The organism is Dyella marensis (genome assembly GCF_900112865.1).
GTDB classification, from domain to species: Bacteria; Pseudomonadota; Gammaproteobacteria; order Xanthomonadales; family Rhodanobacteraceae; genus Dyella_D; species Dyella_D marensis_A.
In genome coordinates, this window is sequence record NZ_FONH01000002.1 from 1 (window position 1) to 25,847 (window position 25,847).

Here is a 25,847-nt window from a genome sequence, read left to right on the forward strand (position 1 = left end):
CCGGTACAGGCCATACGCCCGCAAAAGCCGTCATTCCGGCGCAGGCCGGAATCCAGTAACGATCAGGTTCGATTTCCGCGAAAGCCCATCCGCGATCATCCAATACTGAGGCCACTGGATTCCGGCCTGCGCGGAATGACGGGCTTGAGATGCTGCGTCGCGATCGATCCTCCCGGTCGCGACGCAGCGCTTGCCATCACCTCAATTGAACGGCACCGCCACCGCCTGCACATCCACCGCCGTCCAATCCGCCACCGTGATCGCCAGGTCGTTCGCATCCGGCACGTTGATCGCCGCCAGCGCCTTGTTGACCGGCTGTCCGCCCTTGGTCACGGCCAGCGCCTTGACGGTCAGCGAGCGGACGGCGCCGCGGTTGCCGAGACGCACCACGGTGAGATCCGGCGAGACCGTCAGGTCCAGCGCATTCGCCGGTCCCGCGCCGGTGCCGGCCACCGAGATGGCACGGGCCTGGCCATTGACCACACGCGTGATCGACAAGGTGAAAGTCTTGTCCGCCGCCGGGGTGAAGCGGACCTGGGTCGCATCCGCGTTGACGCCCAGCAGATCCTGGTGGCCCACGTCGGTGGCCACGCCTTCGAGCTGGATCGAAGTGCCGTCCGGCAGGATCGAGTGGTAGTCGTAGGTGCCGGTGCCGGTACCGACGATCGTGCGCGACAGCGCCGTATCCGCCGGCAACAGGTACATGCCCTTCATCAGATAGCTGGGATGGCTGCCCGGGATCTCCGAGAAGATCTGCCCGCCGAAGTTGCCGGCGCGCATGCCGCTGGCATCGGTGACCTGCAGGTCGGCCGGCGACAGCAGGAAGTCGACCACGAAGGCGGTCAGTCCGAACGGCCCGCTGAAGGGCAGGTCATGGTCCGCCAGCATGTAGTCGCCATGCCGCATCATGCCCAGCGTGATCCCCTTCGAGCTGGCCAGGTCCGCATCGGCCGCCTCGCCCGCCGCAACGCCGGGGAAGAAGTCGAACTGCAGGACGCCGGCGTCGCGATGGAAGCGCAGCTTGGAGAGCGGCGAGTTGGGCTGGTTGCAATTCCACACGAACAGCTCGACGCCGTCCGGATCGGAAATCGTCGAGGCGCCATCCGGCGTCAGCACCGGCAAGGCGCGGCCGTTCGGATAGACGAAGCGGTACGGCATCACGCAGTGCGAGGCGCTGAGCTTGTCGACATAGCCCGAATCCCACACCTCGCCCGACGGAATGAAGAACAGCAGCGGCTGGTTCTGCCGGTCGGTGCCGCGCAGGAAGGTCGCCTCGATGTCGCGATAGGTTTCCTCGACGCGCGCAATGCCTTCCCTGCCCTGCGCATGCATGGTCAGCAAGGTCTGCCGGCTGAGCAGCTTGCCGTGCTGGCCGGTCAGCATGGTCTTGCGCGCGTCGTCCAGCGTCAGCGTCGGCGTATCGACATTGCCGAGCCAGAAGCGATCCGCCACCAGGCTGGACAGCGAGGTGCAGAAGCCCGTGGCCAGGCCGCCATGCCCCTTGCCCTTGAGGAAATACACGTAGAAGGCGAAGTAGGCGGCGGTCAGCACCGGATGCCCGAAGATCGGATCGAGCAGTTCATGCCAGACCTCGGCGGTGCCGAAGGTGTCCTCGAAGGTGCCCCAGTCCGGCTTGCCGTCCGTGAAGTTGCCGAACGACAGATTGTGCTGCCCGTAGTGGAAGGGAATCTCCAGGATCGCCGGCTGCGGCGCGCTGCGTGCATTGCTGACGCGCCCGTCCGGATTGCGCACCTGCACCGTGGCCGTGCCGCCAGCGCTGCCGCCGCCTCCGGTGCCCGGCACCTGGAAGCTGAGCTGGGTCGCGGTCACCGACGTGGCGGGGATGGTGGCGCCGTTGAACAGCACCGACGCTCCGGCGAGGAAGGCCTTGCCCTTCAAGGTGGCCGTCGCGCCCTGCGCCAGTCCGCTGGTCAGCGGATCGAGTTCCGGCTTGACGCCGAGATTGACGCGATTGCTTTCGGTGCCGTCGGCACGCCGCACATAGACCGGCTGCAGGCCGCCGACGATGTCCATCGGAATGGTCACCGAGATCGATTGGTCGGCATTGACCGTCGGGGCGAGCGAGCGGCCGGCCAGCATCACCGTGTCCGCATTCGTGAAGCGGCTGCCGCGGATGGTCAAGGTATCGCCCGGGAACGCCTCCGGCGGCGTGATCTGCGTAATCCACGGCCGCGTCATCAGGTCGTCCCAGGCGGCCTGGGTGAATTCGAAGAACTCGACCGTCTGGTCGCTGCCGTTGGCCACGCCCACGCTGCCGGCGGCGCCGGGCTGGCCTTGCGCGCCCGGATGGCCGTCCTTCGCACTCTGGCAGGTCTCGCCGTTGCCGCTGCGGCCACCGCCGCCGCCCGCACCGCCGGAACCGCCCGCGCCGCCCTGGCCGACCCGTCCGCCCTGGTTCTTGATCCTGACCGCGTGGTTGGCGACCGTCGACGCCAGCGTGCCCGACAGCACGCCGATGGTGATCTTGCCGCCACTGCCGCCGTTGCCGCCGCGGCCGCCGTCGCCGCCGCGGCCGCCATTGCCGCCGTCGCCGCCATCGCCGGGATCCGCACTGCAATGCCAGCCGAACAGCCACCAGCGCTCGCCGACATGGCCGTCGCCGCCATGGCCGCCGCGTCCGCCGGCCTGGCCACGGCCGCCCTGGATGCCGTCCTCGCCGTTGAAGTCGAGGTTGGGCAGGCCGGTCATGCTCTTGACCCACATCTCGATGTTCGGCGCATCGTGTCCCGCGGCGCCCTGCGTGCCCGGCCCGCCGGACATGGCGTCGCCGCCGTTGAGTCCGTCGCGCGAATTGGCCTTGGTCTGCACGCCGAAGAAATCGCGGCCGTTGAGGTCGGGATCGTCGGCGCGCGCCGGCGTGGATCCGCCCGGACGGCGCCAGGTCACCGCGGCACCGTCGCCGCAGATCACCTGCTCGGCAATGATGTACAGCGTGCCCACGTTCGGCTCGACCAGCAGCTGCTGGTTGGTCAGGTCCAGCACGCCGGCGATGACCACCGCGCTATCGAGCGGGATCGTGTGCAGGTCCAGCACCTGTATGCCGCTGCCGCCGGTGGTCGGCCACAGCGCCGGTACCTTGCCGGCCAGGTTGCCGAGCAAGGCCGGATCGACTGCGGATAGACGTCCGTTCACCCGGTCGGTGAGGTCGGCGATCGGCGTCGCGGGCTGGCTGGCGCGCAGCCGCGTCACGTTGGTGGCGGGCATGCCCGCGACCGGCCGCGCCACCGTGCCGATCAAGGGTGCCACGCCCAGGGCGTGGGCCAGGACCGGCTGGACCGTCATCGGCTGAACCGTCATCGGTTGCACCGCCACGGGGTGAACTGCGCCCGGTTGCGCCGCGACCGGCGCGGCGACCGGATGCGCCGTCGCGACGGTGCCGACGACCGCGCTGGCCACCGCACTGGCGATGGGCCGGCTCGGCAGCGCCCGGACGATCTTCTCGCTGTTGCGGTTGATCAGGTGCGTGGCCAGGATCGACTGCCGGCCCGCCGCGTCGCTGACGCGGAACTGCTTGGCCAGGTCGCCCCAGTTGACCACCACGCTGCCCTTGCGCGCGGCGACCAGCACCTGCCCGCGCCGCAGCGGCGTCATCTGCCTGATCGGCAGCGTGTCGAGGTCGGACAGGGTCTGCACGCCGGCCGCGTTCATGATGTCTTTCACGTGCTGCAGGCGCGCGTGGCTTTCGTCCGGCAGCAGGCCGACCACCACGTTCTTGAGGCCGGCCAGCTTGATTTTTCCGGCCAGGTCCAGCGCGGCCTGGCGCGTCCTGGCCATGTCGGCGTCGAGTACAACGCCGCGGCGCAGGTTCACGTCGGCGATGGTGCCGGAGAACGCGTAGTTGGCGCCGTCCATGCCGCAGCCGATGCGGAAACCCGCGGTGCCGACCGGGACGATCGCCCCCGGCGCGCTGCCGGCACCGACCTGCTTGCCGTCGATCTGCAGCAGGGTCTTGCCGTCGCTGCCGCGCGCAAAGGCCACTTTCTGCGCGACGTTGGCCTGCACCAGGCTGGCGCCGCTGTCGACCGTGACCCAGCCGGCGGCGGTGTGGATCGAACCGATGAGTTTTCCGTTCGCCTCGACGAACAACGCGATCGACGGCGTCTGCCCTTCGATGATGTTCTGGCGCGTGCCACCCACCTTCTTCGGCGTGATGGTCGCCGTGACGGTAAAGCTGTCGAGCGAATCCAGGTCGTGGCTGCGCGACAGGTCGAGGAAGCCGCCGTCAAGCGCGACGCCGGCATTGGCCGGCAGCACGCGCGCATTGGCCTTGCGGGTCAGCGTATTGCCGTTGACCGAACCGTCGAACACATCCTGACGATCGCCCACGAGTTGAAACACAGTGACTGCGGCGCTCATACTCGCCTCCTGTGATGGCTGTAAGTTGCGTTGGATGCGAAACCGTCTTACGCCGCCGCCGGGGGCGGATTTCGTGACAGCCAGCGGTATTGATGCGTAAGGTTTCGCGGCGTCAGGAAGCTACGCGCATTGGCGCGGGAAACAATTGGCTCAACGCTGTAGGGGGACGCCTACGTAGTTGCCAGAGGAACACCGGCATGCGTGCGCGGTGTTTTCTGACACAAAGCGGAAACCTCCCAATCTGCGGCAGTACGCAACTTGCAGGCCCGGGCTTTGGGTAGGCTTGCAGCCTTCAGGACGCGCCTTCCGGCCACATGGACGAAGGCATCGAAATCAAACGGAGATGGCCTATGTCGGTTGGAAAGTTTGCGCTGCTGCTGGCCGCCCTGCCCTTGCTGGCGGCATGCAGCGACAAACCGCAGCAAGGCGACGCCAACGCGAATGCGCCCGCCACTGCCCGCCCGGCCGCACCGGCTTCGCCCGCCAGCGCTCACCAGGCCGGCACTGATCAGGATGGATCCCGCATGGACGACCACAGCCAGAACGCCGCGGCGATCGCGCCGCCCAAGCCGAGCCAGGTGCTCGAGGCCATCTACCAGAAGGACAGCCACGGCCAGGACGCCATGGCGATCGCCAACGGCAGCGAGGCGAAGTACTGGTACGGCTACGCCTTCGAGCTGCAGGGCAAGCACTACTACACCGGTTTCGCCTACGACACGCCCGACAAGTTCGGCAAGCAGGACGAGGAAACCACGCCGGCGCCCGACGCCAAGGTCACCCTGACCCAGGCCACGTTCGAGCTGGCCAAGGACGCCGCTGCGCCGGGCTGGTCGCTGCTCGAATCGGAACGCTTCATCGGCGAATTCGGCAGCTTCGAAAAAGCCGACGCGATCGACGACCAGGCCAAGGCGCAGGGCGCTGCGACGGCGGATGGCCGCCTCTTGCTGGCCGTGCCCACCTGGTACCTGGCCTCCGGCTCGCGCATCAAGTCCTTCAGCCTGTTCGTCTACCGGCCCACGCCGTCGGACGATCCGGACGACACCAGCTGGACCTATCTCGGCAACATCCCGCGCGGCGAAGACAACGGCGCGGCTTGCGACGCCGACGGCTCCGGCAACCACGTGCCCTGCGTCACCGGCGCGGGCACGCTGAGCTTCGTCCCGGCGGACAAGGGCCTGCCCGAGCTGCGCGTCGCGCTCGCCGGCACCGGCATCGACGATGCCGGGCAGAAGAAAACCTACGGCGCGGCCGATGCCGCGACCTACCGCTTCAATCCGCAGAGCAAAGTCTACGAAGCGGCGAAGTAAGCCGCTCCCTTCGCAAGGTTCACATGGAGTGTCCGACCTATGCCCCAGCCGACCCCGTCCCGCGACCAGGTCATCGGCATCATCGAACAGGAAGCCCGGCGCAGCGGCATTCCGCACGATGATTTCCTGAAATTCGCCGCCATCGAAACCGGCGGCCGCTTCGATCCCAGCGTTTCGCGCGGCGCGCATGGCGCCAAGGGACTGTTCCAGTTCGAGCCCGCCGCCGCCTCGCACTACGGCATCCGCGGCCAGGAACTGGACGCGGCCGCGAACACGCATGCCGCGGCGCGCATGTACCTGGACAACCGCCACTCGCTCGAGCATCGCCACACGCACGACGGCCGTCCCTACCTCTCGGGCAAGGCGACGCCGGACGGCTTCGACATGTACGTCGCCCACCAGCAGGGTTCCGGTGGTTATGCGTCGATCCAGGCGGCGATCGCCAGCGGCGAATTCAACCGCACCGACACCCGCGGCAACATCCTCAACAACATGAGCGACCGCGACATCCAGCGCCTCACCGGGCATACCTACGCCCAGGCCAGCCACATGTCCGACCGCGCCCTGGCCACCACCTACCGCGACTACTGGGAGCACAAGTTCGAGCGGATGCCGGTGCCGGGGCACCAGCAGGCGGCACCGGCGCAGCCGGCGGCGGCACACCCTGCCCAGGCGCATCCGCAGCCTCACTCGTCCCCTGCACAGCCGTCTCAGCCTGCAGCGAACCCCGCCGCGCCCGCCTCCGGCGACCACAAGATCGCGCTCGACGCCGCCTACGACCTGAGCAGGAAGTACGAGCACAAGGTCGCCTACGGCTTCGGCCAGAAGGATCCCGACTCGGGCAAGGTCGACTGCTCCGGCTGGGTGGTGAAGGCCGAGAACGCCACGCTGGACGAGATCAACCACAAGGCCGGCCGCGAAGTGTTCAACCGGCGCGATTACCTGAAGACACAGGAAGACTGCGCCGCCGACATCATCCGCAAGGTCGAGAAGCATTCCGGCGTGATGCTCGAGGGACGCGCCGTCACCAAGGATGCGCTCAAGGAAGGCATGGTGATCGGCGAATGCAACGGCGCCAAGTTCGCCAAGGGCCGCTATCACGACATCGACCACATCACCATGGTGGTGCGCGACCCCAAGAGCGGCGAGCTGATGATCAGCCAGTCCAGCAGCCACCAGGGCGTGCACCTGACGCCGGTGGACGACTACCTCAAGTACAAGCAGTCGCACGGCGTCGCGCTCTACGCCACCGATCCGCTGGCGAAGGCGCGCGGCCTGATGCAGGACCGCCAGCACGTGCAGGCCGAATCCAGGACGGAGCCCAGGCACGAGCCGCAGCCGAACGCACCGGTCCGTCCTGCCCATGCGCGCGAAGCCGCGCCTGCCCTGCTCAAGGAAGGCTCGCATGGCGCCGAGGTCGGCGAACTGCAGGGCCAGCTGCGCCACCTGGGCTATACCGGCGCCGATGGCCGTCCGCTGGCCGTCGACCACCGCTTCGGCCCGGATACCCGCCACGCGGTCGAGTCCTACCAGCGCGACCACAAGCTGCATCCGGACGGCGCGGTCGGCCCGGTGACCAGCCACTCGCTGGCACAGGCGCGCGCTCAGGACGCGGCACACGCGCCCCGCCTCGACCAGGCCAATCATCCCGATCACGGCCTCTACAACCAGGCCAGGAACGCCGTGCATCGCCTCGACGCCGCGCACGGTCGGGCACCCGACCAGGTCAGCGACCAGATCGCCGGCAGTGTCGCGGTCGCCGCCAAGCAGGCGGGGCTGACCCGGGTGGACCAGGTGATGCTCAGCGACGACCGTTCGCGCGTGTATGCCGTGCAGGGCGACCTCAACTCGCCCTTCAAGCAGGTCGCCCAGGTCGATACTGCGCAGGCGGCCAGCACCTCGCTGCAGCAAAGCAGCCAGGCCATGCAGGCGGTGAACCAGCACCAGGCGTCGCAGCAACCGGCGCAGCATCAGCAGCAGGCTCAGCAGCAGAACCAGGCCCAGGCGCAGACCGGCGGCATGGCCCGCTGAGCTCGCGGCGCAGTATCGGACCCTTTGGAGCAGCAGGCATGAAACGAGTCACCGGTATCGGCGGGATCTTCTTCAAGGCGAAGGATCCGCAGACGCTTGGCGCCTGGTACAAGCAGCACCTCGGCATCGACGTGCAGCCCTGGGGCGGCGCCGCGTTCGACTGGAACGGGCCGGACAATCCCGACGGCGTCGGCACCACCGCCTGGAGCCTGTTCGCGCAGACCTCGGATCACTTCGCCCCGAGCACGGCTCCCTTCATGATCAACTACCGCGTCCACGACCTGCATGCCCTGCTGGCGGCGCTGCGCACCGAAGGCGTGCGGATCGAAGGCGAGCTGCAGGAATCGGAGTACGGCAAGTTCGGCTGGATCGTCGACCCCGAAGGCAACAAGGTCGAACTGTGGGAGCCGCCCGCGGGCCAGTGAGTGCCGGAGGGCCGCGCATCGGCCCTCAAGTTTGTCGGGCATCGGCCGAAGCAGGCAGCGTGGCCTCACCAGGATCCCGCGTGAACATCAGCTTCAATCCGACCGGCCCGATGGCGTCGTTCGCCGCCAAGAGTGCGGCTGCCGACTCGACCCAGGCCGATACCGCGGCCAAGACCTCTCCCGCCGCCTCGATCGTCACGGCCACCCGGCCGACCGCCGCGAAGGCCATCGCCACCGACTCGGGCGGCAGCAGCGAGAGCCCCACCGTGCAGGCGCTGCGCAAGCAGATCGAGCAGTTGCAGAAGCAGCTTGCCCAGCAGGAACAGCAGCTGCGTGCCGCCATGGCGGGCGGCCGGGACAAGGATCCGGCCAACGAGCAACGCATCGCCGCGCTGCAGTCCGCCGTCTCCACCACCATGGGCCAGCTGTCCGCCGCGGCGGCGCGGCTGGCGGCGGCCCTGATGGCCGAAGGCGGCAGCAGCAGCGGGAGTCTCGTCAGCGCCACGGCCTGACGTCGCCGCGCCAGGCTGCCTGCCGGCGCATGCCGAAAAAAACATAAGGCGGCATGATGGATATCTGACAAGGCTTTACCTTAGACAGATACCCCATCGATGCGCCGCTTCCCGGCGCCTCACTTTCCCCGTAGGAGTCGACCATGCCCGCTGCTTCCCTGCTGCCGCGCCGCCTCGGCCTTGGCCTCGTCATCGCCCTGGCCTGCCATGCAGCCATCGCTGCGGATTCGCCACCGCTGGCCGAAGTCGCCACCGGCCGCCTCTCCGGCCTGCACGACGCCACGACCGGGTTGAACGAATTCAAGGGCATCCCCTACGCCGCAGCGCCCGTCGGGCCGCTGCGCTGGAAGCCACCGCAGCCGGCGGTGGCGTGGAAGGAGTTGCGCAAGGCCGAGCGCTTCGGGCCGCGCTGCATGCAGCGCCCGATCTTCAGCGACATGGTGTTCCGTTCCGACGGCATGAGCGAGGACTGCCTGTATCTCAATGTCTGGACGCCGGCGCACGGTGCGGGCAAGAAGCTGCCGGTGCTGGTGTATTTCTACGGCGGCGGCTTTGTCGGCGGCGACGGTTCGGAACCGCGCTACGACGGCGCCGGCCTGGCGCAGCGCGGGATCGTGACGGTCACGGTCAACTACCGGCTGGATGTATTCGGCTTCCTGGCCTCGCCCGACCTGGCGGCGGAATCGCCGCAGCACGCGGCGGGCAACTACGGCCTGCTCGACCAGCATGCGGCGCTCGAATGGGTCCGGCAGAACATCGCCGCGTTCGGCGGCGATCCGGACCGGGTGACCATCGGCGGCGAGTCGGCCGGTTCGATGTCGGTGTCCGCACTGATGGCGTCACCGCTGTCGAAACACCTGATGCGCGGCGCCATTGGCGAAAGCGGCTCCGTGCTGGGCAATCTCGAACCGCGCCCGCGGGAGCAGACGCTGCAGGAAGGCGCAGCGTTTGCACAGCGCGCAGGCGCGAAGTCGCTGGAACAATTGCGCGCCATGAGCGCCCAGGCGCTGCTCGACACCGCCGGCCAGAAGGACGTGCCAGAGTTCGGCCCCACCATCGACGGCTACTTCTTCCCGCGCTCGCCGACCGCCATCTACGCAGCCGGCGAACAGGCCCATATCCCGGTGCTGCTCGGCGCGAACTCGCAGGAAGGCAGCTACGTCAACCTGCTCGACAAGCAGGCGCCGACGCCGGACAACTATCGCGCGGCGGTGCAGAAGCAGTTCGGCGAGCATGCCGCGGCGATCCTCAAGCTGTATCCGGGCACGAGCGAGGCCGGGATCAAGGCGAACGGCACCGCATTGGCCGGCGACCATTTCATCGCCTACGCCACCTGGGAGTGGATGCGCCTGCAGCGCCAGACCGGCAAGGCGCCGGTGTACTACTACTTCTTCGACCAGCCACGCCCGGCCAAGGACGACGGCAGCGCCGGACCCGATGCCGGCGCGGTGCACAGCGGGGAAATCGAGTACGCACTCGGCAACCTGGCGGGTAACCGTGTCTATGCGTGGACGCCGACGGACCGCAAGGTTTCGGACGTGATGCAGGGCTACTGGGCGCAGTTCATCAAGACCGGCGATCCGAATGGCGCGGGCTTGCCGCGCTGGCCCGCCGTGGCGGACAAGGACGGCGGGCTGCTGCGCCAGGACATCGGCGCGAACACGCGGACGCGGATCGATCGCGATGCGGCCCGCTACGAGTTGCTTCGCCGCGCGCTGGCCGGCCAGCATCTCTAAGCCGGTGCAGCCAGGGGATCATCGATGTCGGCATGCTTGCGCGGGATTTTCCTGGCGCTGATCTGTTTCGTGATCTCAACCGGTGGCGCCAGCGCCGAAACACCCGGCGCGCCACCGGGCACCGCGCTTACGCCAGCCCAGGCCAGGCAAGACCTGGAACTGAGCCTGTCCGCGCTCGAAGCGGCCTTGCCGAACATCTACTGGCACCAGTCGCCGGCCGATTGGGAGCGTGCCAAGGCCACGGCACGCTCGAGCCTCGACCAGGTCACCGACAGCGAGGGGCTCTGGCGCATCCTGATGCCTTTGCTGGCCCGGATCGGCGAAGGCCACCTGAGCCTGGAGCGCAGCGAGGCGATGAAGCGGCGCGAACGCGAGACCGGCCTGCTGCTGCCTCTTGCCGTGCACTGGACCGAGCGCGGCGCCTACGTCATCGGCGGCTATGGCGACGCGAGCGATATCCCGCAAGGCGCCGCCATCGTGTCCATCGATGGCAAGGACACGCAAGCGTTGGCGGATGAGCTGATGTTCGCCGCCACCCACGACGGCAGCATCCGCACCGGCATCCTGCGCGAGGCCTCGGGCAACGGCTACGGCGAACTGCTCTACCGGATGACCGGGTCGCGGACGAACTTCCATCTCGTCCTGCGTACGCGGAACGGCAACCTGCTTGTGCGCGACCTGGCGGGCGTAGCGCCTGCCCTGCGCAAGGAGCGCCAGGCCCCCGCGACCTCGCCGGTGGCGACGCTGGCATGGCTGGACGCCACCACCGCCTATCTCGATGTGCCGACTTTCAGCAACAAGCGCTACCGCGCGGCCGGCGCGGACTTCGCGCAGACCATCCAGCAGCTGTTCGACGAGCTCGACCGGCGCGGCGCCAGCAACCTGATCCTCGACCTGCGCGAGAACGGCGGCGGCTCCGAGCCCAACGAGAGCATCCTGTTCTCGCACCTGGTCGAGCAGCCTTTGCACAAGTACGCGGCGGTGGAAGCGCGCGGCCGCCGCATCGCGGTCAAGGACAGCAGCGGCACGCCGTTCGACGTCGAAGTCTTCGACGACGACGAAATGAAGCAGCAGCGGCGCCTGCCGAATGGACGGCTGACCCGACGCAATCTCCCGCCGGAAGGACTGATGACGCGCTGGCATCGCGCTGCGCCGGTCTATCGCGGCCGGCTTGTCGTCCTGGCCGGCGGCAATACGTTCTCCGGTGCGGCGGAGCTGGCATCGATGCTGTTTCACGTCCGCCGCGCCGTCTTCGTCGGCGAGGAAGTCGGCGGCACCCACGAAGGCAACACCAGCGGCTATCGCTGGCCGCTGACCTTGCCGAACAGCGGCATGAGCCTGCATATCCCGCTGCTGCAATTCCGTTTCAACTGGCCCGGCCTGCCGCGCGACCGCGGCGTCCGCCCGGATTGCGCCGCGCCGCCGGACGTCATGGAACTGGGCCAGCGCAAGGATGCGGCATGGCGCACCGCCAGGGACTTGCTGCGGGAACACTGGACCTCGCCTGTGCAGGTCGTTTGCCCGGTGGAAACCATCGCGCCTTGAGACCATCGCCGTGGACGGCAGGAGCGACCAGGGGTGCTCCTGCCGTCCACGGCGCGCCTCAGTCGGCGTAGTCCTCCGCATGGCTCACATCGTCGGTCGGCCACCAGTAGCGACCATTGTCCGACGGCGCAAACGACGTGTTGCCGTCGCCGAGGCGCACCTGATAGATGTTGTTGCGCCAGATCGAACCCTGCGCCATGCCACCCCACAGGCCGCCGTAGACAGGTCCCCACAGCTCCTTCAGTTCCGCCGAGAACACATTGCCGGTCACGGTCAGGTTGGTGGCGTTGTTCTTTACGCCGAAGCTGAGCGCATAGCCGTAGCCCGACACGTAGTTGTTGGTGAAGCTGATGCGGTCGTAGACGCCGTCGCCCTGCAAGGCCAATGCATTGGTGTTGCCCAGCGAAGCGATGGTGTTGTGGTCGATGATCATCGGGCCGCCGTCGCCTTCGCTCTGCGGGCCGATACCGTCGTGGTGATAGACGTTGTGCGAAGTGTCCGCGGCGTCGTGGATGTAGTTGTTGGTCCACACCGAGGGACGGTCCGGGAAGCCGGTGGTCATCTCCAGGCCCGCATTGCCCCAGATGTCGTTGTGGTCCATGGTCGCCACCGCCTCGTCCATGGTGGTGACCAGCTGCCACGACTGCTTGAACGGCGTGCCCGGCGTGGTGTGCGAGGACGACACCGTGCCGTCGTTGCCGGGCGGCATGGCGTAGGCGCTGGGCTTGAAGGTCGAATAGCGGAAAGTGACCTTGGTCGGCGCGTAGATCTGCACCAGGTTGTCGTTGGGATCCTTGCCTTCGAACAGGCAGCCGACGAAGGTCAGGTCGTCGCCGTAGATCACCACCTTCAAGGCCAGGAAGCGGGTGAAGGAGATGATGCTGTGATCCGGATAGGTCACGATGATCGGCTTGCTCGCGCTCATGTTTGCAGCGTAGTCGGTCAGGTGGCCGGGATAGGCGCCCAGTCCGAGGCCGCCGGCGTTGGCGGGCGTGTTGACGTAGCCGGTGTTGGAGAAATCGGGCCAGTAGCCGGAGCCATCGTTGGGGCGCGCCGTCAGCGCGGTGGCGGCAGTGGCGTAGTGCAATAGCGGATCGGTGCCGGCGGGCGCCGATGTCTTGGCGTGGTCGGCAGCGAAGGAGACGCCCGGCGCCTGCGCGAATGCGAGGGCGACGAACAGCTGGGCGAAAAGCAGGGTGCGTGCCTGGTGCATGGTTTTTCCTTGTGAACTTCAACGAGGGAACACGGCGTGGCGTGGGGCCAGCGCGTGGATGAAGACGACGACCATGAATGCACTACGGCCCGCGAAACCCCAGGCTTCGCGCAGCCCGACGCCAGGACGAGGCAGGCACGTTCCGTATGACATGCGCTCCCTTTCGCCTCGCGGCGGCGAGGCGATGCGCGTGATGTTCGAGTTCCCCTGCAAGCCCTGTGAAGACCAAGTCAAAATGACTATACACATTGTATATGTCGGGCCGGACGGGCTTGCTGTCGACGTGATCACACATCGATGCGATACGGGACAACCGCTTGTTCGATGCAGGATTACGTCCGGGTGGTGGCAAGCATCAGCTTCAGGGTCACGCTCCGCCCGGCCCCTCACCCCAAACCTCTCCCCGGAGGGGAGAGGGGGCAGCGTGTCGTGAGCATGCGGCCTGCGCTCGTGTAGCTCAGCTGCCCTTCGCCGCCTGCTCGATCAACGCCGCCACTTCCTTCGGGCGCGACTCGTACACCGAGTGGCTCGCCCCCTGGATCTCGATGGTGTGCGCATGTGCCCGCCGCGCATACATCCGCTCCAGGTCCGGATTGATGATGCGATCCGCGGTGGCCACGGCATACCAGCTGGGCTTGCTCTTCCACGCCGGCACGCCGGCCGGCGTATTGAAGACGGAAGCCGCGGTCAGCTCCTGCGCATTCGCCTCGAAACGCGCCTGCGCCGGCGGCAGGTCGGCGGCGAAATCGGCCGGGTACTTGGCGGGGTCGAGATAGAGGAAGCCGTCGGCCGTCTTCTTGATATCGGTCGTCTTGCTGGTCTCGCTCGGATAGCGCTTGCCATTGGCGACTTCCGTCTCGCCCTGGTCCAGCGCATGCGCGGCGATATACACCAGGCCGGTGACCTTCGCGTCGTTACCGACGTCGGTAATCAGCGCACCGCCATAGCTGTGGCCGACCAGGATGGTGGGGCCGTCCTGCATGTCGACGATGCGCTTCACCGCGGTGACATCGTCCGCGAACGACGTCAGCGGATGCTCGGCGATCGACACGCGGTAGCCGTCCTTGACCAGGATGTCGTACACCGGCTTCCAGCCGTTGCCATTCACCCAGGCGCCGTGCACCAGCACGATATTGCGCGCGGGAGCGGCCATGGCGGGGGTGACGGCGGTGCCCAGCAGCAGCGCGATGGAAGTGGCCAGGCCTTGGGTGAATTTGCTGTTCATGGGGGTATCCTCGGGTTCGGTTCGACGGAAGTGGCTTGCACGAAGGATTTCGTGCCGGCGCCCCCAGGCGTAACGCCAGGATTGATGACGTTTTCCGCAGCGACTTATTGGGATTCCCGATGCGCCCCCTGCCCTCCGAACTCCTGCGCAGCTTCGTCGCCGTGGCCCGCGCCGCCAGCTTCACCACGGCCGCCGAGCAGTTGTACCTGTCGCAGTCCACGGTCAGCCAGCACATCCGCCGGCTGGAAGAGCTGCTCGGCCAGCCGCTGTTCGAGCGCGATACGCGCAACGTGCGGCTCTCGCCGCATGGCGAAACGCTGCATCGCTACGCCGTGCGGATCCTGCAGCTGATGGACGAGGCGGTGACCTCGGTCAGCGGCCCGCCGCTGAATGGCACGGTGCGGCTGGGGTTGCCGGAGGACTTCGCGTCCTCGCGCCTGGCCGCCGCGCTGGCCAGCTTCGTGGAGCGCAACCCGGAGGTGGAACTGGTCATCCGCACCGGCCTCAGTGGCGATCTGTTCCGCGAACTGGACGAGGACCGCCACGACCTGGTCTTCGCCAAGCGACTCGGCGGCAGCCGCCGCGGCCGGATCGTGCGCACCGAGCCGCTGTACTGGTGCGGCAGCGCGGTCACGCCGCCGCGCGGCGCGGACCTGGTCCTGCCACTGGCGGTGCATCCCGAGCCCAGCATCACCCGCACCCGCATCTTCGAAGCCCTGCAGGCCGCCGGCCGCCCTTACCGGGTGGCGGTGGTCAGCAGCAGCATCGCGGTGATCCACGCGGCCGTGCTGGCCGGCCTGGGCGTCGGCGCATTCACCAGCTACGCCATGCCCGAAGGATTGATCCCGCTCGACGAAGGCCTGCCCGACCTGGGCACGCTGGAATACGTCATCGAGCGCAGGCCCGCGCCGTCGAAAGCGGCCGAAGCGCTGGAGCACGTGCTGGCCGAGGCCGCCAAGGCGCCCTGAGGAGGGTGCCCGGCCAGCGGCGGCTCATGCGGCTCAGCGCGAAAGGGCTGCGGCCAGCGCCGTGGCCAGGGGTTTCATATAGTAGTTGCCGGCCGGCACGGCGTGGACGCGCACGCCATGACGCGCCAGCGCGTCGACCACCAGCGGGCCGACCGCGGCGACCACGGTGCGGGACAGCGCCTCCTGCAACGCGTCTTCGCCGGCATGCGCGGCAGCCAGCCGGAACAGCCGCTCCACCTGCTGCAGGCTGGTGAAGGCGATCGCGTCCAGCTCGCCCTGGCGCATGCGCTCGAGCATCGTCAGCACGTCGGCATCGTCCGCCGCATCGGCGTAGCGATAAGGGGCTACCGGCAGGATCCGCGCGCCGGCCTCGGCAAGGAAGGCCATCAACGGCGCATTGGGTTCGCTGCCGTACAACTGCACGCCGACATGGCGATCATGCAGGTCCAATGCGGCCAGGCACGCGATCATGCCCGGCGTCGTCGCCGGTTCCGCGACCAGGTCCGGGCGCAGGCCCAGCTCGCGCAGCACCCGCCCCGGCTTGGGTCCGCGCGCGACGATGCGCACCTGCGCCAGCCGCTCGATAAAGCGCGCCTTCTGCTCGGGCGCGTGCCGGTCGAGCGCGCCGAGCAACCGGCGCAGGCCCTCGCCGGTGTACAGCAGCAGGTCGTCGCAGGCGCCGTCGTTGAACCGGTGCAGCCATTCGAGGACTGGGGCGGGATCCGCCGCGTCGCGGATATCCACCAGCGGACAGCGCAATACCGTGGCGCCGCGGCGTTCGAGCAGCGTGGCAAAGACGTCGAGTTCGCGCGATTCGGGCACGGCGATGCGGCGGCCGGCCAGCGACGGTTCGGCTGCGGCCATCAGGCCACCTCCATGCGGACAGGTTGCGGCTGGATGGCCCGCGCTTCCGCCACCAGCTCGCCGAACCAGGCCTGCGTATGCGCGAAGGCGGCCACTTCGCCGACGATCAGCAGCGCGGGCGTAGCCACGGCATGAGTCTTGGCGAGCATCGGCAGCTCGCGCAGCACACCGGCGATCACGCGTTGCCGCGGCGTGGTGCCGTGCTCGATCAAGGCCACCGGCGTATCCGGCGCGCGGCCCCGCGCCAGCAGGCGCGCCGTCAGCATGCCCAGCCGCTCCACGCCCATATAGACCGCAAGCGTCTGCCGCGGCTGCGCCAGCATGGCGTCGCTGAGCGTTTCCGCCGCGTCCTTGCCGTGCGCCGTGACCAGGCATACCGACTGCGCATGCTCGCGATGGGTCAGCGGAATGCCGGCATAAGCCGCGCAGGCTACGGCGGCCGTGATGCCGGGCACGATCGCGCAATCGACGCCGTGGCCGCGCAGGAAAGCCAGCTCTTCTCCACCGCGGCCGAACACGAACGGATCGCCGCCCTTCAGGCGCACCACGCGGCGTCCGGCGCGCGCATGCGCGAGCATCAGTTCCTGGGTCTGCTCCTGCGGCACCTGGCGTCCGCCGCAGCGCTTGCCCACGTCGATGCGCTCGGCATCGCGCCGCGCCATGGCGAGGATCTCCTCGCCGATGAGCTGGTCGTGCAGGATCACGTCGGCCTGGCCGAGCGCGCGCAGGGCCGCCAGGGTCAGCAGGCCCGGATCGCCGGGACCGGCGCCGACCAGGGTGACGGAGCCTTTGGCGGGCGCGCTCGCGCCGACCTGCAGCGCATCGAGCAAGGCCTGCTCGGCCTCCGCCGCACGGGCGCGCCGCAGCAGCTTCAGCACCGGCCCGTCGTGCAGCCAACCGTAGAAGCCGCGGCGCTCGGCCAGATCGGGAAAGCGCCGCGCGATACCGGCGCGATGGCGCTGCGCCAGGGCGACCAGCGGTCCGATCGCATGATCCAGCACGCGCTCCAGCGCTTCGCGCACGCGGCTCGCCAGTGCGGGCGCGGCGCCTGCGGTGGAGATGGCGATGGTCAGCGGCGCACGGTCAATGATGGCCGGCACGTGGAAGCGCGACAGCACGGCGTCGTCGACGACGTTGGCCAGGATGCGCCGCTCCCTCGCATCGGCGGCGATGCGCGCATTGACCGCACGCTCGCCGGTGGCGGTGATGACCAGCCATACGCCATCGAGCCAGGCCGGCGCGTACTCGCCCTGCAGCCATTCGATCTCGCCGCTCGCTGCGCACCGCGCCAGCTCCGCATCGATATGCGGCGCACCGACGCGCACCTGCGCCCCGGCGTCGCGCAAGGCCGCCACCTTGCGCCTGGCGACACTGCCGCCGCCCACCACCAGCACGGGCAAGCCCTTCAGATCGGCAAACAGCGGATACAGCTTCATGGTCTTGCCCTCCAGCCGCGTCCCTGCCGTTTCATGCCTCGGATGCCGCCCGCGTCTCGGCGATCAGCCGCCGCAGCTCGGGAATGCAGGAACCGCAATTGCCGCCCGCGCGCAGCTCCGCGGTGATCTGCGCCGGCAGATCCAGCTCGTTGCGGCGGATCACCTCGAGAATGGTGTTGCGCCCGACGCCGAAGCAGGAGCACACCACCGGCCCGGGATCGCCACCGCCGCCCGGTGCCTCGCCCGACAGCAAGGCCAGCCGGTCCGCTTCGTCCAATCGATCGCGCGCGAACAGCGAGGCCAGCCATTGCCGCGACGGCAGGTGCGGCTGCGCGGCGAGGAACAGGCAGGACTCGATGCGGCCCTCCCGCAGATGCACTGCGCGGTAGACGCCGGTATCGAGGTCCTCGAAGGCCAGCCAGTCGGCCTGATCGTCCGTCACGCCGAGCCATGCCTTCGCCCATGCCTCGATCTCGGCCGGCCGCTCGCGATGGGCCAGCTCGTAACGCAGGAAGCGGTCGCCGCGGATCAGCGTCCAATAGCTCAGCATGGAAGCCGGCAATGGCCGGCGCGCGAGCGCGAAGCCGTACCAGCGCACCGGGAACGGCTCGACCCGCACCGGCGTGTGCTTGAACTCCGGCTCGCCGGAGACCGGGTCCACCGCCGGGTTCACCACACCGCCGACGCGTGCGTCCGAGGCGAACTGGTCGCTCCAATGAATCGGCGCGAACACGGTACCGGCCAGGATGCCGCCGCCATGGCGCACCCGGGCCACCATCGAACCCCAGCGCGACACCACCCGCGCCAGGCTGCCTTCGCGCACGCCGCTGCGCAGCGCGTCGTGCGGATGCATGTCGACGAACGGCTCGCCGATATGGTTGTTCAGGCGCGGCGAACGCGCGGTGCGCGTCATGGTGTGCCACTGGTCGCGGATGCGGCCGGTGTTGAGCACCAGCGGATATTCGCGATCCGCGGCATGCGCCGGTGCGCGCGAGGCGGTGGTGACAAAGCGCGCGCGGCCGTCGGCATGGCTGAAGCGGCCGTCGGCGAACAGGCGCGGCGTGCCGGCGCCCTGCTCCGTCACCGGCCACTGCACGGGAGCGAGCGCGTCGTAGGCGCGCCGGTCCAGCTTCGCCAACGGCCCCAGCTGCAGTTGCCGGCGCGCGGCCGGCACGCCGTCGGCCAGCGGCTCGCGGTTGCGAAACGCGGTGAGCTGGGCATGCTCGACGAAGATCTCGTGCGGATGGGCGAACTCGAAACCGCGCTCGAAACCCATCCGCTTCGCCACCTCGCACACCGCACGCCAATCGGCGCGCGCCTCGCCCGGCGCCGGCAGGAACGGCCGCTGCCGCGATATGCGCCGCTCCGAACTGGTGACCGTGCCGTCCTTCTCGCCCCAGCCCAGCGCCGGCAGCAGCACGTGGGCATAGGCATTGGTATCGGTGCGCTCGACGATGTCCGAGCACACCACCAGCTCGCAGCGGGCCAGCGCGGCGCGCACCTTGTCGGCATCGGGCAGGCTCACCGCGGGATTGGTCGCCATGATCCACAGCGCCTTGATCCGCCCCTCGCCCACCGCGTCGAACAGCTCCACCGCCTTCAGCCCGGGTGTGCCGGCGATATGCGGCGATTGCCAGAACGCCTGCACGATGTCGCGGTGCGCCGGCTCGCCCAGTTCCAGGTGCGCGGCGAGCATGTTGGACAGCCCGCCGACCTCGCGCCCGCCCATCGCATTGGGCTGGCCGGTGATCGAGAACGGCCCCATCCCCGGCCGCCCGATGCGCGCCGTGGCGAGGTGGCAATTGATGATGGCGTTGACCTTGTCGGTGCCGCTGGTGGACTGGTTCACGCCCTGCGAGAACAGGGTGACCACTTTCTCGTGCCGCGCGAACAGGCGATAGAACGCCACCACGTCCGCCGTCTGCAGCCCGCACTGGCGCGCCACCATGGCCGGGTCGCCCGACTCGGCCTCGGCCGCCGCCAGCGCCTGGTCGAAACCGGCGGTATGCGCGTCGATGAAATCCGGATCGATCACGCCATGCCGGAACAGGAACGACAGCAGCCCGTTGAACAGCCGCACGTCGGTGCCGGGCCGGATCGGCAGGTGCAGGTCGGCCCCTTCGCAGGTGGCGGTAAAGCGCGGATCGATCACTACCACGCGCGGGCCGTCGCGGCCTTCGCGCGCGGCGGTCACGCGCTGGAACAGCACCGGATGGCACCAGGCCGTGTTGGAACCGACCAGCACCACCAGCTCGGCCTGCTCCAGGTCCTCGTAGCAGCCGGGCACCACGTCCTCGCCGAACGCGCGCTTGTGGCCCGCCACCGCGGAGGACATGCACAGGCGCGAGTTGGTATCGATATTGGCGGTGCCCAGATAGCCCTTGGCCAGCTTGTTGACGACGTAGTAGTCCTCGGTCAGCAATTGCCCGGAGACATAGAACGCCACCGCGTCCGGACCGTGCTCGGCGACGATGCGCGAGAAGCCGTCGGCCACGCGCTGGATCGCCTCGTCCCAAGTCGCGCGCTGCGCCACGCCATCCTGCCCGCGCAGCACCGGATGCAGCAGGCGGCCTTCCGGGCCGACCGTATCGCCCAGGGCCGAGCCCTTGACGCACAACCGTCCAAGGTTGGACGCATGCGCCGGATCGCCTGCCACCCGCGTCGTTCCGTCCGCATCCACGCTGGCCAGTACGCCGCAACCGACGCCGCAATAAGGACAGGTGGTGCGTACGGCTTCGCTCATGCGTCAGCTTGCCCCACCTGCACATGGTCGCCCTGCCGGCGCACCGGCCAGGTGCGCACGGCCTGCTCCGGCGCCTCCACGCATTCGCCCGTACGCAGGTCGAAGTGCTGCTTATAGATCGGCGAGGCCACCACCACGCGCTCGCCCAGGTTGCCGACCAGGCCGCGCGACAGCACGGCCGCGCCGGAACACGGATCGAGATTGTCGATCGCGTACAGCTCGCCGCCGACGCGGAACACCGCCACCTGCGCGCCATGCACCAGGGCGCAGACGCCGGTGTCCGGCACGATGTCGCCGACGGCGCACACGGAAATCCAGCTGGTTTCGTTCGTCATGGGCTCACTCCGTCTCCACCACCACCGGGATGCCGCGGAACGCGCGCTTCTCCTGCGCGGAGGCCGGCCGGATCTGCCCGCGCTCGGGCACGAAGGCGACCTGGTCGTCGCCGGCCTCGCTGTTGACGAAATGGCGGAAGCGGGCGCGCACCTTGGGATCGGTGACGGCGCGCTTCCATTCGCACTCGTAGGTATCGACCACCAGCGCCATCTCCGCCTCCAGCTCGTCGGCAAGGCCCAGCTTGTCGTGCACGATCACGTCGCGCAGATAGTCCATGCCGCCTTCGAGGCCGTCGCGCCACACGCTGGTGCGCTGCAGGCGGTCGGCGGTGCGGATGTAGAACATCAGGAAGCGGTCGATGTAGCGGATCAGCGTGGCGGTATCGAGGTCGCCGGCCAGCAGCTCGGCGTGCCGCGGCTTCATGCCGCCGTTGCCGCAGACATAGAGGTTCCAGCCCTGCTCGGTGGCGATCACGCCCACGTCCTTGCTCTGCGCCTCGGCGCATTCGCGCGCGCAGCCGGACACGGCGAACTTCAGCTTGTGCGGCGAGCGCAACCCCTTGTAGCGGTTTTCCAGGTCGATCGCGGTGCCGACCGAATCCTGCACGCCGTAGCGGCACCAGGTCGAGCCCACGCAGGATTTCACCGTGCGCACGGACTTGCCGTAGGCATGGCCGGATTCGAAGCCGGCCGCGATCAGTTCTTCCCAGATCAGCGGCAGCTGTTCGAGCCGCGCGCCGAACAGGTCCACGCGCTGGCCGCCGGTGAGCTTGGTGTACAGCCCGTAGGACTTGGCGATGCGCCCCACCGCGATCAGCCCGTCCGGCGTCACTTCGCCGCCGGGCATGCGCGGCACCACTGAGTAGGTGCCGTCCTTCTGGATATTGGCGAGGAAGTAGTCGTTGGAATCCTGCAGCGAGGCGTGCTCCTGCTGCAGCACGAACTCGTTCCAGCACGAGGCCAGGATGCTGGCCGCCACCGGCTTGCAGATATCGCAGCCCAGGCCCTGTCCGTGCCGCGCGAGCAGGTCCTCGAAGCGGCGGATGCGTTCGACCCGCACCAGGTGGTACAGCTCCTGGCGCGAATGGGCGAAGTGCTCGCACAGGTGGTTGTTCACCGCCAGGCCCTGGCGCGCCATCTCCGCCTTCATGATCTGCGTGACCAGCGGTACGCAGCCGCCGCAGGTGGTGCCGGCGCGGGTGGCTTTCTTGAGCGCGCCGATCGAGGTGGCGCCTTCCGCCACCGCCACGCACAACTGCCCCTTGGACACGTTGTTGCACGAACACACCTGCGCCGCGGCCGGCAGCGCATCCACCGCCAGCCCGGGCCTGGACTTGCCGTCGGAGGCCGGCAGGATCAGCGATTCCGGCGCCTCGGGCAGGTCCATGCCGTTGAGCATCATCTGCAGCAGCGTGCCGTACTCGGTGGCGTCGCCCACCAGCACGCCGCCGAGCAGGCGCTTGCCGTCCTCGGACACCACCAGCCGCTTGTAGACCTGGCGGCGCTCGTCGCTGAACTGGTAGCTGCGGCTGCCCGGCGTGGCGCCGTGCGCGTCGCCCAGGCTGGCCACGTCCACGCCCATCAGCTTGAGTTTGGTCGACATGTCGGCGCCGGCGAATTCCGGCAGGTCGCGCGCTTCCTCGCGGGTCAGCAGGGCATGCAGGTGCTTGGCCACCACGCGCGCCATGTCATAGCCGGGCGCCACCAGGCCGAACACCTTGCCGCCCCATTGCGCGCATTCGCCGATGGCGTAGACGTCGCGGTCGCGCGTGCGGCAGAAGTTGTCGACCATGATGCCGCCGCGCTGGCCGACGCCCAGGTCGCACTGCCGCGCCAGCTCGTCGCGCGGGCGGATGCCGGCGGAGAACACGATCAGGTCGGTTTCCAGCGTGCTGCCGTCGGCGAACTTCATCGCGTGGCGCGCATTGGCGCCGTCAATGCCGCTCCCATCAACTATGGCCTGCGTGTTCTTGCCGGTATGCACCACCAGGCCCAGTTCCTCAATGGTCCGGTGCAGGATGCGGCCGCCGCCGTCGTCGACCTGCACCGCCATCAGGCGCGGCGCGAATTCGACCACGTGGGTCTCCAGGCCCATGTCGCGCACGGCCTTGGCGCATTCCAGGCCGAGCAGGCCGCCGCCGACCACCACGCCGCGCTTCGACTGCGCGCCCCATCCGGCCAGCGCGGCCAGGTCGTCGAGCGTGCGATAGGTGAGACAGCCCGGCCGGTCGTTGCCGGGAATCGGCGGCACGAACGGCGAGGAGCCGGTAGCGAAGACCAGCTTGTCGTAGGGAATGACTTCGCCGTCCGCCGTGGTCACGCGCTTGAAGGCACGGTCGATGCGCGCGGCGCGCGTGGCCAGGCGCAGGTGCAGGCCCGGCTGATCGAAGAAGCCCGGCGTCACCAGCGAGAGTTCGTCCGCGCTGCGGCCGCTGAAGTATTCGGACAGGTGCACGCGATCGTAGGCGGGGCGGCTTTCCTCGCACAGCACGGTGATCTCCAGCCCGGGCGTACCCAGCGCGGCCAGCTCCTCCAGCAGCTTGTGCCCGACCATGCCGTTGCCGATCACCACCAGTCTCGTCGTCATGCGCGTCGCCTCAGTCGATGGCCAGCGCCGCGGGCGAAGGCGCATCCGCCCGCCCCAGCCGCAGGATGCGTTCCTCGGCCACGTGCTCGCGGCTGAAGCGCACGGCGAGCGCGCACACCGAGCCGGCGAGCACGAAGCCGCCCAGGTACATGAAAGTCAGTTGCACCGAACCCAGCGATTTCTGCAGGAAACCCGCCGCCACTGCGCCGACGTTGCCGCCGGCGCCGACGATGCCGGCCACGCCGCCGAGTGCCTTGCGATCGATGAAGGGCACCAGCGCGTAGGTCGCGCCGCAGGCCATGTGCGTGAACAGGCCGAAGGCGAGCATGGCCACCACCGCCACGCCCGCGCTGTGCGCGCCGGAGAACCACAGCAGGCCCAGTCCTTCGCACAGCATCAGTACGCAGAGCAGGCGCGCCCGCACCGGCAGGCCGTGCCGGCGCACCAATCGATCGGAAGCGATGCCGCCGAGTGCACGGGCGAACAGCGCGAGCAGGCCGAAGCCGCCGACCGCGAGGCCGGCATCGCGCAGGCTGAGCGCGAAACGATCCACGTAGTAGCTCGCCGCCACGCCGTGCACGAACAATTCGATGCCGAAACAGCCGGCATAGGTGACGAACAGCAACCACACGCGATAGTTGCGCGCCGCCGCGCGGAACGCCGCCCAGCCGCCGGGCTTGCCGCCGTCGATGGCGACGCCGCGTGCGCGCAGATCGCGGTAATCGCCCTGCGGACTGTCCTGGGTGCAGCGCCAATACAAGATGCCGACCGCCACCATCAGCACGCCGGGCAGCAGCATCGCGCCGCGCCAGGCCATGCCCTGCCCGACGCCCAGCGCCAGCACGCCAGCCAGCACCCACGGCATCGCCGCCTGCGCCGCGCCGCCGCCGGCATTGCCCCAGCCCGCCGCGGTCGCATTGGCTGCACCCACTACCTGCGGCGCGAACATCACCGAGGTGTGGTACTGCGTGATCACGAAGCTCGCGCCGATCATGCCGATGGCCAGGCGCATGAACAGCAGCGACTCGTAGCTGTGCACCAGCAGCATGCCGAACACCGGCAGCGAGCCGAGCAGCAGCAATCCCGTATAGACGCGCCGCGGCCCCAGGCTGTCGCACAGCGGTCCGATCAGCAGCCGGCCGAAGATGGTGACGGCGACCGCGGCGATATTGATATTGGCGATCTGGTCCGCGCTCAGCTGCAGTTCGCCGCGGATCAGCGGCATCAGCGGCGCCACCGAGAACCAGGCGAAGAAGCATACGAAGAACGCCATCCAGCTGAGATGGAACGCCCGCATCTGCGGCGTCCCCCACCGCAGCAGCTCGATCCGAGTCGCCTTGCCCGACATGCGCTTCTCCCCGCAGAGAACGAAACGGTCCCGGCACAGGAGATGCACGGGACACATGTGCTGCTATGCAACACATGTGCCACGCGGTTAAAGCGCTGAAAGCGCGGGATTTATCGAAAAATCGGCCGATCAGGCCGCTGCAGGGTGCACCAAGATCATTCGCACGCGGCGCAGTTGCACCAGTGCAGTGCACCAATCGACAGCCCGCGTAGGTTGGGGTGAGCGCAGCGAACCCCAACATGGAGGCAGGGATGCAGGCCTGTTGGGGTTCGCCTTTGGCTCACCCCAACCTACGCGATATCAACGGATGGCGCCCGTCGACGCCGCACTCAGATCCGTACACTTCTGCCCATCGCTCCCGGCCGCCTTCGCCGCCAACAGGCAGTTGGTATACGCATCCATCGCCGCCGCACGCCCCGCCCCTTCCGCCAGGCTCTGCGCCGCGATACCGGTCGAGAACACCTTGCCGATCGCCAGCCCGACCGTCGCCGTCTGCGCGTCGCTCTTGCCGTCGAACCGCCCATACACCGACAAGGCGTCCTCTCTCACCAGCCCCAGCTGCTTGGCCGCTTCCAGCGCGGCGGGCCGCTTGGCCGCCGCCTCCTGCTCGGCGACCGTCAACGAAGGCGTGAGCTGCTTGATCTGGCTGTCGATCGCCTGGTTGGCAGTCTGCGCGGTGACCAGCTGCCCCTTCGCGTCCTGCAGCTGGCTCGCCGCTTCCCTGGTATCCAGCCGTGCCGCCTTCAACTGGCTCAGCCGCGACGTCGCCACCGCGACCTGGCTCTTCAGCGGATCGATCGGCGCTTTCTGGCTGCTCAGCGCCTGGATCGAACTCTTGGTCGCGTCGGCCGTCTTCGCCGCCTGCAGGTAGTCGTTGACCTTGGCCAGGTTGGCGGCATCCTGCTGGCCCTGCGGCTGCTGGTCGTTCGAATACTTCGCGCGGATCTGTTCCAAGGCCAGATCCGAGGTGCCGCTCTTGTTCGCGCCCGCCACCGACACCGGCACATAGGCCGCATCCAGCTGGTCGTAACCGATGCTCAGCGTCGGCCCCGATGCACTCGCCGGTGCCGAGGTGACGGTCACCCCGAAACTCACCCTCGACGAATACACCAGTGCCGCCTGCGGCAACGGCGAACACGCCGTCAGCGCCATCAGTCCAGCCGCGACCGCCACCATCCTTGCACGCAAATCCATG

At 68.7% G+C, this 25,847-nt stretch carries 17 protein-coding genes; 7 read left to right on the forward strand and 10 right to left on the reverse strand.

What is annotated here, in order from left to right:
* Positions 1–201 precede the first annotated feature (201 nt).
* Positions 202–4,377 carry a LamG-like jellyroll fold domain-containing protein gene (locus BM172_RS22855; RefSeq protein ID WP_051548386.1) on the reverse strand — a complete coding sequence of 1,392 codons (4,176 nt, stop codon included), beginning with the start codon at positions 4,375–4,377 and terminating at the stop codon, positions 202–204.
* Between the two features lie 350 nt (positions 4,378–4,727).
* Between BM172_RS22855 and BM172_RS02945 the strand changes: the two genes are divergently transcribed.
* The 6 genes from BM172_RS02945 to BM172_RS02970 all read left to right on the forward strand — a co-directional run bounded on the left by BM172_RS02945 (position 4,728) and on the right by BM172_RS02970 (position 11,933).
* Positions 4,728–5,684, forward strand: a complete 957-nt coding sequence (locus BM172_RS02945; protein ID WP_051548385.1) for a hypothetical protein — start codon at positions 4,728–4,730, stop codon at positions 5,682–5,684.
* Positions 5,685–5,723: 39 nt separating this feature from the next.
* Positions 5,724–7,715, forward strand: coding sequence for an XVIPCD domain-containing protein (locus BM172_RS02950; protein ID WP_026634075.1), 1,992 nt, complete (start codon positions 5,724–5,726; stop codon positions 7,713–7,715).
* 38 nt (positions 7,716–7,753) lie between these two features.
* Entirely contained in the window at positions 7,754–8,140 is a 387-nt protein-coding gene (locus tag BM172_RS02955) for a VOC family protein (RefSeq protein WP_026634074.1), read from the forward strand.
* A gap of 80 nt (positions 8,141–8,220) precedes the next feature.
* Entirely contained in the window at positions 8,221–8,652 is a 432-nt protein-coding gene (locus tag BM172_RS02960) for a hypothetical protein (RefSeq protein ID WP_026634073.1), read from the forward strand.
* Positions 8,653–8,795: 143 nt separating this feature from the next.
* Positions 8,796–10,388 (forward strand): carboxylesterase/lipase family protein, encoded by a 1,593-nt coding sequence (locus BM172_RS02965; protein ID WP_035322478.1) that lies wholly within the window; start codon positions 8,796–8,798, stop codon positions 10,386–10,388.
* Between the two features lie 24 nt (positions 10,389–10,412).
* Positions 10,413–11,933 carry a S41 family peptidase gene (locus BM172_RS02970; protein ID WP_026634071.1) on the forward strand — a complete coding sequence of 507 codons (1,521 nt, stop codon included), beginning with the start codon at positions 10,413–10,415 and terminating at the stop codon, positions 11,931–11,933.
* A gap of 58 nt (positions 11,934–11,991) precedes the next feature.
* Here BM172_RS02970 and BM172_RS02975 read toward each other — a convergent pair whose 3' ends face one another.
* Complete coding sequence (locus tag BM172_RS02975) at positions 11,992–13,146, reverse strand: hypothetical protein (protein WP_026634070.1); 1,155 nt, start codon at positions 13,144–13,146, stop codon at positions 11,992–11,994.
* Between the two features lie 457 nt (positions 13,147–13,603).
* Complete coding sequence (locus BM172_RS02980) at positions 13,604–14,371, reverse strand: alpha/beta hydrolase (protein ID WP_026634069.1); 768 nt, start codon at positions 14,369–14,371, stop codon at positions 13,604–13,606.
* Positions 14,372–14,490: 119 nt separating this feature from the next.
* On the opposite strand from BM172_RS02980, the gene BM172_RS02985 reads away from it, so the two are divergent.
* Positions 14,491–15,339, forward strand: coding sequence for a LysR family transcriptional regulator (locus BM172_RS02985; RefSeq protein ID WP_026634068.1), 849 nt, complete (start codon positions 14,491–14,493; stop codon positions 15,337–15,339).
* A gap of 33 nt (positions 15,340–15,372) precedes the next feature.
* Here the strand turns inward: BM172_RS02985 and BM172_RS02990 are convergent, their stop codons facing one another.
* From BM172_RS02990 to BM172_RS03020, 7 genes are all read right to left on the reverse strand, one after another.
* Positions 15,373–16,203, reverse strand: coding sequence for a uroporphyrinogen-III synthase (locus BM172_RS02990; RefSeq protein ID WP_035322477.1), 831 nt, complete (start codon positions 16,201–16,203; stop codon positions 15,373–15,375).
* On the reverse strand, positions 16,203–17,639 hold the full coding sequence (gene cysG, locus BM172_RS02995) for a siroheme synthase CysG (protein WP_035322475.1): 1,437 nt from the start codon (positions 17,637–17,639) through the stop codon (positions 16,203–16,205). The genes BM172_RS02990 and cysG overlap by 1 nt, the downstream gene beginning before the upstream one ends.
* A 31-nt stretch (positions 17,640–17,670) precedes the next feature.
* Positions 17,671–20,382 carry a nitrate reductase gene (locus tag BM172_RS03000; RefSeq protein WP_026634067.1) on the reverse strand — a complete coding sequence of 904 codons (2,712 nt, stop codon included), beginning with the start codon at positions 20,380–20,382 and terminating at the stop codon, positions 17,671–17,673.
* Positions 20,379–20,717, reverse strand: a complete 339-nt coding sequence (nirD, locus tag BM172_RS03005) for a nitrite reductase small subunit NirD (protein WP_026634066.1) — start codon at positions 20,715–20,717, stop codon at positions 20,379–20,381. The genes BM172_RS03000 and nirD overlap by 4 nt, the downstream gene beginning before the upstream one ends.
* Positions 20,718–20,721: 4 nt before the next feature.
* Positions 20,722–23,304: a nitrite reductase large subunit NirB gene (gene nirB, locus BM172_RS03010; protein WP_026634065.1), complete on the reverse strand. Its 2,583-nt coding sequence runs from the start codon at positions 23,302–23,304 to the stop codon at positions 20,722–20,724.
* Between the two features lie 10 nt (positions 23,305–23,314).
* The gene (locus BM172_RS03015) at positions 23,315–24,652 is read right to left on the reverse strand and encodes an MFS transporter (RefSeq protein ID WP_026634064.1); all 1,338 of its coding nucleotides are present in this window, start codon (positions 24,650–24,652) and stop codon (positions 23,315–23,317) included.
* Between the two features lie 300 nt (positions 24,653–24,952).
* A complete protein-coding gene (locus BM172_RS03020) occupies positions 24,953–25,846 on the reverse strand; it encodes a hypothetical protein (protein WP_143096437.1) in 894 nt (297 codons plus the stop codon).
* Position 25,847: the final 1 nt, after the last annotated feature.

Bases quoted from the DNA above. Each gene is read 5' to 3' on its own strand.
- BM172_RS02985 (WP_026634068.1), top strand. From the start codon at position 14,491: ATGCGCCCCCTGCCCTCCGAACTCCTGCGCAGCTTCGTCGCCGTGGCC.
- BM172_RS03015 (WP_026634064.1), bottom strand. From the start codon at position 24,652: ATGTCGGGCAAGGCGACTCGGATCGAGCTGCTGCGGTGGGGGACGCCG.
- BM172_RS02955 (WP_026634074.1), top strand. From the start codon at position 7,754: ATGAAACGAGTCACCGGTATCGGCGGGATCTTCTTCAAGGCGAAGGAT.
- BM172_RS02945 (WP_051548385.1), top strand. From the start codon at position 4,728: ATGTCGGTTGGAAAGTTTGCGCTGCTGCTGGCCGCCCTGCCCTTGCTG.
- BM172_RS03020 (WP_143096437.1), bottom strand. From the start codon at position 25,846: ATGGATTTGCGTGCAAGGATGGTGGCGGTCGCGGCTGGACTGATGGCG.
- nirD (WP_026634066.1), bottom strand. From the start codon at position 20,717: ATGACGAACGAAACCAGCTGGATTTCCGTGTGCGCCGTCGGCGACATC.
- BM172_RS03000 (WP_026634067.1), bottom strand. From the start codon at position 20,382: ATGAGCGAAGCCGTACGCACCACCTGTCCTTATTGCGGCGTCGGTTGC.
- BM172_RS02965 (WP_035322478.1), top strand. From the start codon at position 8,796: ATGCCCGCTGCTTCCCTGCTGCCGCGCCGCCTCGGCCTTGGCCTCGTC.
- BM172_RS02950 (WP_026634075.1), top strand. From the start codon at position 5,724: ATGCCCCAGCCGACCCCGTCCCGCGACCAGGTCATCGGCATCATCGAA.
- BM172_RS02970 (WP_026634071.1), top strand. From the start codon at position 10,413: ATGTCGGCATGCTTGCGCGGGATTTTCCTGGCGCTGATCTGTTTCGTG.
- BM172_RS02975 (WP_026634070.1), bottom strand. From the start codon at position 13,146: ATGCACCAGGCACGCACCCTGCTTTTCGCCCAGCTGTTCGTCGCCCTC.
- nirB (WP_026634065.1), bottom strand. From the start codon at position 23,304: ATGACGACGAGACTGGTGGTGATCGGCAACGGCATGGTCGGGCACAAG.
- BM172_RS02990 (WP_035322477.1), bottom strand. From the start codon at position 16,203: ATGGCCGCAGCCGAACCGTCGCTGGCCGGCCGCCGCATCGCCGTGCCC.
- BM172_RS02980 (WP_026634069.1), bottom strand. From the start codon at position 14,371: ATGAACAGCAAATTCACCCAAGGCCTGGCCACTTCCATCGCGCTGCTG.
- cysG (WP_035322475.1), bottom strand. From the start codon at position 17,639: ATGAAGCTGTATCCGCTGTTTGCCGATCTGAAGGGCTTGCCCGTGCTG.
- BM172_RS22855 (WP_051548386.1), bottom strand. From the start codon at position 4,377: ATGAGCGCCGCAGTCACTGTGTTTCAACTCGTGGGCGATCGTCAGGAT.